The sequence below is a fragment of the Pseudomonas sp. NUPR-002 genome, assembly GCF_056322725.1.
The window spans coordinates 4,666,709-4,677,332 of sequence record NZ_CM150476.1 but is presented as its reverse complement, the minus strand read 5'-3'; the positions used below and the strand labels follow the sequence as shown (position 1 = coordinate 4,677,332).

General features: G+C 60.7%; 11 protein-coding genes. 7 read left to right on the top strand and 4 right to left on the bottom strand.

All coding sequences use genetic code 11. The annotated features are described in order from the left end of the window. Nucleotides 1-195 precede the first annotated feature (195 nt). From ACVWSC_RS21395 to ACVWSC_RS21375, 5 genes are all read left to right on the top strand, one after another. Nucleotides 196-1,317: a beta-ketoacyl-ACP synthase III gene (locus ACVWSC_RS21395; RefSeq protein ID WP_442109063.1), complete on the top strand. Its 1,122-nt coding sequence runs from the start codon at nucleotides 196-198 to the stop codon at nucleotides 1,315-1,317. Nucleotides 1,318-1,357: 40 nt separating this feature from the next. Beyond that, a complete protein-coding gene (locus ACVWSC_RS21390) occupies nucleotides 1,358-1,969 on the top strand; it encodes an RNA polymerase sigma factor (protein ID WP_442109062.1) in 612 nt (203 codons plus the stop codon). After that, the gene (locus tag ACVWSC_RS21385) at nucleotides 1,963-2,202 is read left to right on the top strand and encodes an anti-sigma factor family protein (protein WP_442109061.1); all 240 of its coding nucleotides are present in this window, start codon (nucleotides 1,963-1,965) and stop codon (nucleotides 2,200-2,202) included. Before ACVWSC_RS21390 ends, ACVWSC_RS21385 begins: the two co-directional genes overlap by 7 nt. 197 nt (nucleotides 2,203-2,399) lie before the next feature. After that, nucleotides 2,400-3,713 (top strand): OprO/OprP family phosphate-selective porin, encoded by a 1,314-nt coding sequence (locus ACVWSC_RS21380; protein ID WP_442109060.1) that lies wholly within the window; start codon nucleotides 2,400-2,402, stop codon nucleotides 3,711-3,713. A gap of 198 nt (nucleotides 3,714-3,911) precedes the next feature. Continuing rightward, nucleotides 3,912-5,036, top strand: coding sequence for a GNAT family N-acetyltransferase (locus tag ACVWSC_RS21375; protein WP_442109059.1), 1,125 nt, complete (start codon nucleotides 3,912-3,914; stop codon nucleotides 5,034-5,036). Nucleotides 5,037-5,142: 106 nt separating this feature from the next. Here the strand turns inward: ACVWSC_RS21375 and ACVWSC_RS21370 are convergent, their stop codons facing one another. The 4 genes from ACVWSC_RS21370 to ACVWSC_RS21355 form a co-directional block, all read right to left on the bottom strand. Next, complete coding sequence (locus ACVWSC_RS21370; RefSeq protein ID WP_442109058.1) at nucleotides 5,143-6,975, bottom strand: ABC transporter ATP-binding protein; 1,833 nt, start codon at nucleotides 6,973-6,975, stop codon at nucleotides 5,143-5,145. Nucleotides 6,976-7,040: 65 nt separating this feature from the next. After that, nucleotides 7,041-7,598 (bottom strand): peptidylprolyl isomerase, encoded by a 558-nt coding sequence (locus ACVWSC_RS21365; protein WP_442109057.1) that lies wholly within the window; start codon nucleotides 7,596-7,598, stop codon nucleotides 7,041-7,043. Then, nucleotides 7,592-8,404, bottom strand: a complete 813-nt coding sequence (locus tag ACVWSC_RS21360; protein ID WP_442109056.1) for an alpha/beta fold hydrolase — start codon at nucleotides 8,402-8,404, stop codon at nucleotides 7,592-7,594. Before ACVWSC_RS21360 ends, ACVWSC_RS21365 begins: the two co-directional genes overlap by 7 nt. A gap of 14 nt (nucleotides 8,405-8,418) precedes the next feature. Further along, nucleotides 8,419-9,342: a PA3225 family LysR-type transcriptional regulator gene (locus tag ACVWSC_RS21355; RefSeq protein WP_442109055.1), complete on the bottom strand. Its 924-nt coding sequence runs from the start codon at nucleotides 9,340-9,342 to the stop codon at nucleotides 8,419-8,421. Nucleotides 9,343-9,391: 49 nt separating this feature from the next. Between ACVWSC_RS21355 and ACVWSC_RS21350 the strand changes: the two genes are divergently transcribed. Then, nucleotides 9,392-9,706: a 3-phosphoglycerate kinase gene (locus ACVWSC_RS21350; RefSeq protein ID WP_442109054.1), complete on the top strand. Its 315-nt coding sequence runs from the start codon at nucleotides 9,392-9,394 to the stop codon at nucleotides 9,704-9,706. A gap of 150 nt (nucleotides 9,707-9,856) precedes the next feature. Next, on the top strand, nucleotides 9,857-10,456 hold the full coding sequence (locus ACVWSC_RS21345) for an FMN-dependent NADH-azoreductase (RefSeq protein ID WP_442109053.1): 600 nt from the start codon (nucleotides 9,857-9,859) through the stop codon (nucleotides 10,454-10,456). Nucleotides 10,457-10,624 lie beyond the last annotated feature (168 nt).

Here is a 10,624-nt window from a genome sequence, read left to right as displayed (position 1 = left end):
TTACTTGTGGCACACTTGGCCGATATTCGTTGCTGCTGCGCCGATCTTGCCGGCAGCAACCGATACCGAATGCAGTGCCCGGCAGCGCGTCCGCTGGCGGGTTGAGTACGCACATAAGTTGGCACTAACGTGCTAGCTGACCGAATCGAACAGGCCGTTGCCCGGCGGGCATCGACCCTTAACAGAGGAACGACCGTGCATAACGTCGTCATCAGCGGCACCGGCCTGTACACCCCGGCCAACAGCATCTCCAACGAAGAGCTGGTGGAATCGTTCAACGCTTATGTGAAGCAGTTCAATGCTGACAACACCCAGGCCATCGAGCGCGGCGAGGTGCAGGCACTGGCAGAGTCCAGCGCCGCCTTCATCGAAAAAGCCTCGGGCATCAAGAGTCGCTTTGTCATGGACAAAGCCGGTATTCTCGATCCGCAGCGCATGAAGCCACGTTTGCCGGAGCGTTCCAACGACGAGCCGTCGATTCTCTGCCAGATGGGTGTCGCTGCGGCTGAGCAGGCCTTGCAACGCGCCGGCCGTACGGCCGCCGACGTCGATGCCGTGATCGTCGCCTGCTCCAACCTGCAGCGCCCGTACCCGGCGATTGCCATCGAAGTGCAACAGGCACTGGGCATCAACGGCTTTGGCTTCGACATGAACGTTGCCTGCTCATCGGCCACCTTCGGTATCCAGACGGCTTGCAACAGCGTGCAACTGGGCCAGGCCCGCGCGATTCTGGTGATCAGCCCGGAAATCTGCACCGGCCACCTGAACTTCCGCGACCGTGACAGCCATTTCATTTTTGGTGATGCTGCCACCGCCGTGTTGGTGGAACGTGCCGACCTCGCCACTTCGGCGCATCAGTTCGATATCGTCAGCACCAAACTGTTGACGCAGTTCTCCAACAATATCCGCAACAACTTCGGCTTCCTCAACCGTGCTGCCGAAGAGGGTATCGACGCTGCCGACAAACTCTTCGTTCAGGAAGGCCGCAAGGTGTTCCGTGAAGTTTGCCCGATGGTGGCCGAGCTGATCGCCCAGCACCTGGCCGACAACAGCATCAGCGTCAGCGACGTCAAACGCTTCTGGCTGCACCAGGCCAACCTGAGCATGAACCACCTGATCGTCAAGAAACTGCTCGGCCGTGACGCCCTGGAATCCGAAGCACCGGTGATTCTCGACAGCTATGCCAACACCAGTTCAGCCGGCTCGGTGATTGCCCTGCACAAACATCAGGACGACCTGCCCGCAGGTTCCCTGGGCGTGCTCAGCTCCTTTGGTGCTGGCTATTCGATCGGCAGCGTGATTTTGCGCAAGCGCTGAATCGGCGGGTAATACAACGCCTGCTAAGGATAAGGTGGCAATGTCTGCCGATTTCGAAACGCGCCTGCTAGAGCGCCTGTTGCGAGCAGATCAACAGGCCTACAAGGAGTTGGTCAACACCTACCAGGGCGCCATGCGCGCGGTGGCCTACGCCATTCTTGGCAGCCGTCAGGCCGACGAAGCGGTGCAGGATGCCTGGTTGGCCGTGGTACGCGGCCTGCCGGGTTTTCAGCGGCGTTCCAGCCTCAAGACCTGGCTGCTGACCATCACCGCCAATGCTGCCAAAACCCGCTACAAGCAGAACCGCCGCGAAGTGTTGCTGGATGACTTGCCTGCCCCGCATGGCACTGTCGGTGATGAGCGCTTTGCCGGTGATGGTCATTGGCTGTTGGCGCCTTCCTCCTGGCACACTGACTCGCCTGAAGCGCTGCTCAGCCAGGATGAGTTGCGCGAGTGCCTGGAGCACACCCTGCTCAGCCTGTCGCAACTGCAAAGCAGCGTACTGGTGCTGCGCGAGCGTCAGGGCCTGGAGCTGGAGGAGATCTGTAATCTTCTCGACCTATCGCTCTCCAATGTCCGCGTGCTGCTGCACCGGGCGAGGCTGAAAGTCTTTGCCACCCTTGAACACTTTGAGGAGACCGGCCAATGCTGAGTTGCAAGGAACTGGTGGCCTGCTCAAGCGATTACCTGGATGGGCAATTGGCCCTGGGTGAAAAGCTGCTGGCCCGCCAGCACTTGTTGTTCTGTAAAAACTGCCGTCGCTTCATCAAACAATTGCGCCTGACTCAGGCAACCATCAAGGCGATGCCGGAGCCTGCGGTAGACGATGTTGACGAAATCGTCCAGCGCATGACCCGCGCGCAACAGCCGCCAAAACAGCCCTGAAACCCGCTGAAAGGCCCTGCAATGGGGCTTTTCTGCTTATTCGTATTCGAAGTAAAAAAGTTCCCCTGTAATAAAACATTTATATAAAAGCCACTGATCTGACATAACCCCCCGCCAAGATTCCTCCCCAGCACAAGTGGCTCAAGCCGCGTGTTTTTCCAACATTATCAAGACCATAAAGTAGGGGAGCTTCTTCGATGATCCGTAAGCACTTCGCAGGTTTCGCAGCCAGCGCCTTGGCCATGGCCGTTACCGCCCAGGCTTTCGCGGGTACCGTGACCACCGACGGCGCCGATATCGTAGTCAAGACCAAAGGTGGCCTCGAGGTCGCTACCACCGACAAGGAATTCAGCTTCAAGCTGGGCGGTCGTGTTCAGGCGGACTACAGCCGTTTTGACGGTTTCTACACCAAAAACGGCAACACTGCCGACGCTGGCTACTTCCGCCGCGCCTACCTGGAACTGGGCGGTGTGATGTACACCGACTGGGCCTACGCCATCGCTTACGACTTCTCGCACAACTCCGGTGGCGACAACCGCTCCGAAGATGGCTACTTCGACGAAGCCTCGCTGGCCTACAACGGCTTCAAGCCAGTGTCGATCAAGGTGGGTCGTTTCGACCCTGAATTCGGTCTGGAAAAAGCCACCAGCTCCAAGTGGGTCACCGCGCAAGAGCGTACCGCTGCCTACGACCTGGTTGACTGGACCAACTCGCACAACGGCGGCATGGGTCTGCAGGCATCGGGTAACGCCGGTGACTCGCTGTACGGTTCGGTAGGTGTGTTCGCCAAAGATGCCACCAACCAGGACAAGGATGGCGACAGCACCAAGCAGTTCAACCTGCGCGGCGTTTTCGCGCCGATGCACGAAGCGGGTAACGTCCTGCACTTCGGTATCAACTACGCCCAGCGTGATCTCTCCGACACCGCGTTCGATGGCCGCATCCGCAGCCGTCTGGGCATGCGCGGGGTGAGCACCGATGGTGGTCAGGATGCCGGTGACAACGGTAACCGTCTGGTCCTCGGTGGTGCCAACAACACCCCTGCCGGTGCTTTTGACACCGACAAGGCCTGGAACCTGGAAGCGGCATGGGCCATGGGCCCGTTCTCGGTACAGGGCGAATACATCAAGCGTGACACTCAGGCCGACGACGACGCGTTCTCTGACATCAAATCGACTGGCTACTACGGTCAACTGGCCTACACCCTGACCGGCGAAGCGCGTGGCTACAAGCTGGGCAAATTCGATGCGATCAAGCCGCAGAACAAGCAGATCGGCGCCTGGGAAGTGTTCTACCGCTACGACCACCTGAGCACTGACGATGACAACGGTGCATTCGCCGATGTCAGCGACATCGAAGCCAAGGTGCACAACGTCGGTGTGAACTGGTACGCCAACGAATCGATCAAGCTCAGCGGCGTATACGTCAAAGCCAAAGTCGACAACGCCGAAAACAGTGTCGGCGACGACAGCGGCGACGGCTTCGTCATGCGCGCGCAGTACGTGTTCTAAGCCATACCGCTCCTCATCCGTTAGATCTTCAGCCCCGCCTGTGCGGGGCTTTTTTTGTCTCGGGTAGGAGCGGGCTTGCCCCGCGATTGCGATGTGGCAGGCAGCCCGCAATCGCGGGGCAAGCCCGCTCCCACTGGTTCAGTCCAATAATCCGTGAAGCACCTTTTTTTCGTTGGCGTGAAGAGGCAGACTGCGCCAATGCCTAGCCTAATCCTGTCAAAACTCGCCGAACTTTCACCTGCCAGCTGGGATGCCCTGGTGCCGGGTGCACAACCGTTTTTACGCCATGCCTTCCTCAGCAGTCTGGAAGACAGCGGCAGCGTCAGCCCACGTACTGGCTGGACGCCCGCGCATCGCTTGCTAACCGATGCGGCAGGGCAGGTGCAGGCGGCGTTGCCGGCTTACGAGAAAACCCACTCCTTCGGTGAGTACGTGTTCGATCACGGTTGGGCCGACGCCTGTGAGCGGGCCGGCATTGCCTATTACCCCAAGCTGCTTGGTGCGGTGCCGTTTTCGCCGGTCACAGGCTCGCGGCTGTTGGGCAGCGCGCAGGCTGCTGGCGAACTGATCGATCAGCTCAGCCAGGACCTGGCAGGCCAAGGGCTGTCGGGGGCACACATCAACTTCACCGATGCCGAAGGCGACGCGCTCATGCGCACGCGAGCGGGCTGGATGGAGCGTCTGGGGTGTCAGTTCCACTGGCGCAACCAGGGCTATCGGGATTTTCAGGACTTTCTCGACAGCCTCAGCTCACGCAAGCGCAAACAGATGCGCAAGGAGCGTGAGCAAGTGGCCGGGCAGGGCATCGAGTTTCGCTGGTACCGCGGTGATGAGTTGAGCGAGGCGCAGTGGGATTTTGTCTTCGCCTGTTACGCCAACACCTACGCGGTGCGTCGCCGGGCACCGTACCTGACGCGTTCATTCTTCAGCCTGCTGGCTGAGCGCATGCCGTCGGCCATCCGCGTGGTCATGGCGCGCCAGGGCGGGCGCGAGGTTGCCATGGCGTTCAGCCTGGTCGGTGGCGATAGCCTGTATGGCCGCTATTGGGGCTGCGTGGATGAGTTCGATCGATTGCACTTCGAGACCTGTTTCTATCAGGGCATGGACTTTGCCATTGCCGAGGGGCTGCAGCGCTTTGATGCCGGTGCACAGGGCGAGCACAAACTGATTCGTGGCTTTGAGCCGGTGATTACTCGGTCTTGGCACTATCTGCTGCATCCAGGATTGCGCCGGGCGGTAGACGAATTTCTGCAGCAAGAGCGGGCAGGGGTGTTGGCCTATGCCGAAGAGGCACGCAGCGCCTTGCCCTATCGCCAAGGCTGAAGGCTTGCCTGTAGGAGCGGGCTTGCCCCGCGATAGCGATCTGCCTGTGACACCGCATCGCGGGGCAAGCCCGCTCCCACAGGCAAGCCCGCTCCCACAGTTTGGTTCATTCGATGCCCACGAATCCGCCGGTCTGGTGGTGCCACAAGCGTGCATACAAGCCCTGCTGGGCGAGCAGTTCGGCATGGCTGCCCATCTCGGCAATCCGGCCTTTTTCCAGCACCACCAGGCGATCCATGCGTGCAATGGTCGACAGGCGGTGGGCGATGGCGATCACCGTCTTGCCTTGCATCAGGGTCTCCAAACTTTCCTGAATCGCCGCTTCGACTTCCGAGTCCAGGGCTGAGGTGGCTTCGTCCATGATCAGGATCGGGGCGTTCTTGAGCAGCACCCGGGCAATGGCAATGCGCTGACGCTGCCCGCCCGAGAGCTTGACCCCACGCTCTCCGACATGGGCATCGAAACCGGTGCGCCCCTGGGCGTCGGACAGCAGCGGGACGAATTCGTCGGCGCGGGCGCGGCGCACGGCTTCCCACAGCGCTTCCTCGCTGGCGTCGGGGCGCCCGTACAGCAGGTTGTCGCGGATCGAACGATGCAGCAGCGAGGTGTCCTGGGTGATCATGCCGATCTGCGCGCGCAGGCTGGCTTGTGATACCAGCGCGATATCCTGGCCATCGATGAGGATGCGTCCGCTTTCCAGGTCGTACAGGCGCAGCAGCAGGTTGACCAGGGTCGATTTACCCGCGCCCGAGGGGCCGATCAGGCCGATTTTCTCGCCGGGACGGATCTCCAGGTTGAGGCCATCGATGATGCGGCTGCCTTTGCCGTAACGAAAGCCGACATTCTCGAACTTCACTGCCCCACGTTCGACGTTCAGCGCCGGGGCGTTGGGCTGGTCGGTCACGGTCACCGGTTGGGCGATGGTCTGCAGGCCGTCCTGAACCATGCCGATGTTTTCGAAGATGCCGTTGACCACCCACATGATCCATCCGGACATGTTGACAATGCGGATGACCAGGCCAGTGGCCAGGGCAATGGCGCCAACGCTGATCAGCGACTGGCTCCACAGCCACAGGGCCAGGCCGGTGGTGGTGACGATCAGCAGGCCGTTGAGGCTGGTGATGACCACGTCCATGCTGGTCACCACGCGGGAGGCCAGTTGGGTCTTTTCAGTCTGCTCGCTGATGGCTTCGCGGGCGTACTGTTGTTCGAAATCGGTGTGGGCAAACAACTTGAGGGTCGCGATGTTGGTGTAGCCATCGACGATGCGCCCCATCAGTTTGGAGCGGGCATCGGACGACACCACCGCACGGGCTTTGACCCGTGGCACAAAGTAGTACAGCGCGCCGATGTAACAGAGGATCCAGCTGATTAACGGCAGCATCAGGCGCCAGTCGGCCTCGGCAAACAGCACCAGCGAACTGATGGCATAGATCAGGACGTGCCACAGTGCGTCCACCGCCTGCACGGCCGAGTCACGCAGTGAGTTGCCGGTTTGCATGATGCGCTGGGCAATGCGCCCGGCAAAATCGCTCTGGAAGAAATTCAGGCTCTGTTTGAGCACGTAGGTGTGGTTTTGCCAGCGGATCATGCTGGTCATGCCGGGGCTGATGGTCTGGTGCACCAGCAGGTCGTGCAGGCCAACGAACACTGGGCGTAGCAACAGCGCTACTACCAGCATCCAGATCAGTTCACCGGCGTGTTCGCTGAAAAAGTTGATGTTAGGGGTGCCCTGAGCCAGATCGATGATCCGGCTCAGGTAGCTGAACAGTGCCACTTCAATGATTGCGCCGATCAGGCCGACCACCAGCAGCGCAGCAAAGCTGGGCCACACCTGCCGCAGGTAGTACAGGTAGAACGGCAATACCGTACTGGGCGGCGACGCGCTGGGGGCTTCACGAAAAATATCGATCAGCTTTTCGAAACGACGGAACAACATGAAAAAGGCAACTCCTGTTCAGGTAGACCCTCAGGCCTTGGCTCACGTCCTTGTGAGGCAGTGGGTCAGTCGATGCGTTTGGCCGACTTGATGTACACCGGGTCGGCCGGTACGTCGCGCATGCCGCGCTTGACGGTGGTGGGCGAGTTGACGATCTGGTCGACCACGTCCATGCCTTTGACTACTTTGGCGAAGACCGCATAGCCCGCATCGCGGCCGGGGTTGAGGAAATCGTTATCCGCCACGTTGATGAAGAACTGGCTGGTGGCCGAGTTCGGGTCGGAGGTGCGCGCCATCGACAGGGTGCCGCGGGTGTTATGCAGGCCGTTGCTGGCTTCGTTCTTGATCGGGGCGTTGGTGCGCTTTTGCTGCATGTCAGCGGTGAAACCACCGCCTTGGGCCATGAAGCCAGGAATCACACGGTGGAAAATGGTGTTGTTGTAGAAGCCGCTGTCCACGTACTCCAGAAAGTTCTTGCTGCTGATCGGTGCCTTGACCGGGTCGAGTTCCACTTCGATCTGGCCGAAGCTGGTGTCGAGCAGAACGTGGGGGGCTTTGTCGGCAGCCATGACGCTGGCGGCGAAGACGACCGAGCAGGTGGCAAGCAGAAGTTTTTTCAGCATGGGCTCAATGTTCCTTGAGAGGTGGTGGACGCTGCCAGAAACTGCAGCAGCGTCTGGTTGAAAACCTGGGGTTGATCCAAGGGTGTAGCGTGCCGCGAATCTTCGATGACCGCCAGCCGCGCCTGAGGCATCAGGCGCACGTAATGTTCTTTCAGGGCGACCGGGGTGTAGTCCTGGTCGGCGCTGATAACCAGGGTAGGACAGCGGATCTGCCCCAGACGTTCGCGCACGCCCCAACCGACAATGGCATCGAAGCTGGCCAGGTAGGCGCGTTTGTCGTTTTGCGCCCAGCGTTCGGCCATCTTGCGGCGCAGGTCGGCCTGCTGCGGTTTGGGGAACAAGCGCGCCGCCAGGCCCTTGCCGACGGCTTCGAGGCTGAGCGCACGGGCCAGGGCCCAGCGTTTGGCCCACCAGATCCAGTCCTGGGCGGTGCGGCGTTTGACTTCAGGAGCACTGTTGACGATGCACAGGCTGCGTAACCACTCAGGATGATCGACGGCAAACTGAAAGCCGATCATGCCGCCCATCGACAGGCCAACCAGGTGCACCGGGCCGCATTGCAGGTGTTCGAGCAGTGCCAGCAGGTCGGCACTGAAGCTCTGGATACTGTAGCGCTCGCGGGGTTTGTCGGAGCGGCCGTGGCCGCGGATGTCGAGCAGAATCACCCGGTAGTGCCGGGCCAGTGTTGGCACCTGCATCTCCCAGTCCTTGCAACTGGAGCCCAGGCCATGCAGCAGCACCAGCGGATCACCCTGGCCATATTCCTCATAGTGCAGCGAACAACCTTCATGTTCGAAATAGGCCATGGGCGTGATTCCTGTCAGGCTTGGGCGGGGGCGGCGAAGGGCACGTCCAGCGGCGCGGTATCGAAGTTGCGCAACAATTCGATAAGAATCTGCGTGGCCGGGCCCAGGGGTTTGTCCTTGTTGGAGTAAAGGTAGAACAGTGGATGGCGACTGCCACCCTGATCCAGTGGCAGGGGCTTGAGTACGCCCTCGCGCAACTCCCGCTCGATCAGGTGGCGGGGCAGCCAGGCAAAGCCCAGGCCGCTGCTGACAAAGGTCGCGGCGGTGGCCAGGCTGCCGACGGTCCAGCGCTGTTCCGCGCCAAGCCAGCCGACGTCGCGCGGCTGGGCGCGGCCCGAGTCACGGATCACCACTTGCAGTTGGCTTTCCAGGTCCTGGAAGTTCAGCTCACGGCCCAGGCGATGCAGGCTGTGCTCCGGGTGGGCGACGGCGACGAACTCCACCGAACTGAGCTCGGTACCCAGATAGCCGGAAATATTGAAACCGCTGATGGCCAGGTCAGCGATGCCTTCATGCAGGACTTCCTCGACCCCGGACAGCACTTCTTCACGCAGGCGTACGCGACAGCCGCGGCTTTGCGGCATGAAGGCACTCAGTGCGCGCACCAGGCGGGCGTTGGGGTAAGCGGCATCGACCACCAGGCGTACTTCAGCCTCCCAGCCCTGTTCCATATGGTGGGCGAGGTCTTCCAGCTGGCTGGCCTGCTTGACCAGTTGCCGGGAGCGGCGCAACAGCACGTTACCGGCTTCGGTCAGCACCGCCTTGCGTCCGTCGATGCGCAGCAATGGCACGCCGAGTTGATCCTGCATGCGCGCCACGGTGTAGCTCACCGAAGATTGCGAACGGTGCAGCGCTTCGGCCGCCTGGGCAAAACCACCGTGGTCGACCACTGCTTGCAGGGTCCGCCACTGATCCAGGGTAACGCGCGGCGCTTTCATCTTCGGCTCCTGTTGTCCTAAGCTGGCGCTCTTTCATGGAGAGCGTCGTATGAAGAAATGTTGTGCTGTACTGCTGGCCCTGCTTCCGCTCACAGCCTTGGCGTACCCCATCGATGTGGAAAAACAGCTCGATGGCGTCAAGCTCGACTACACCACGTACGACACTGACCGTGACATGGGGTCGATCACCCTAAACAACTACGGCGAAGTGGCCGCGCAGTGCAAGGTACTGTTCCGCAATGGCCCGGAAGCCCCCAGGGTGCGCCGGGTACAGGTGCCGGCCAAGCAAAGCAAAGACGTCACGGCCAAGTTCAACCGCGAAATCATCAAGCTGCGTATCAGCCTGGACTGCAAGCCGCAGTAAGTCGCGGGTTGTGCTGTAGAGGCTAGCGTACTGCCACAATAAAACAAATAAACTGATAGATTGCACCCAGATTTTACGCTTTTTAATCGATCAGTAGCTGATTAATCTTACCTCCATCGACTTACCGCATTTGCCGATGGAGGCAACCCCATGTCCCATGTACTCGTTATCGAAAGCAGCGCCCGCCAGCAGGACTCGATCTCCCGGCAACTGACCCGCGATTTCGTCAGCCAGTGGCAAGCCGCCCATCCTGGCGACCAGATCACCCTGCGTGACTTGGCCGTCAACCCGGTGCCGCACCTGGACGCCAACCTGCTCGGTGGCTGGATGAAGCCTGAAGACCAGCGCAGCGGCGACGAACTGCAGGCCCTGGCCCGTTCCAACGAGCTGACTGACGAAGTGCTGGCGGCTGATGTGCTGGTGCTGGCTGCACCGATGTACAACTTCACCATCCCGAGCACCTTGAAAGCCTGGCTGGACCACGTGCTGCGTGCCGGCATCACCTTCAAGTACACCGAAACCGGCCCGCAAGGCCTGCTGACCGGCAAGAAGGCCTACATCCTGACCGCCCGCGGTGGTATCCACGCAGGTGCCAGTAGCGACCATCAGGAACCGTACCTGCGTCAGGTGATGGCCTTTATCGGTATCCATGACGTCACCTTCATTCACGCTGAAGGCCTGAACCTGGGCGGTGACTTCCATGAGAAGGGCCTCAATCACGCCAAGGCTCAACTGGCTGCGGTGGCCTGAGTCAGCAACTGAATTTTCCCGCCTGACACCTGTTGCTCCCTTGGGTGTGCCTGCCCGGTCCATGACCGGGCTTTTTTATGCCTGAAAATCGCGGGGCAAGCCCGCTCCCACCGAAGGTTGAGCACAGCCCCGGTGGGAGCGGGCTTGCCCCGCGATCGGTGAAAAGCT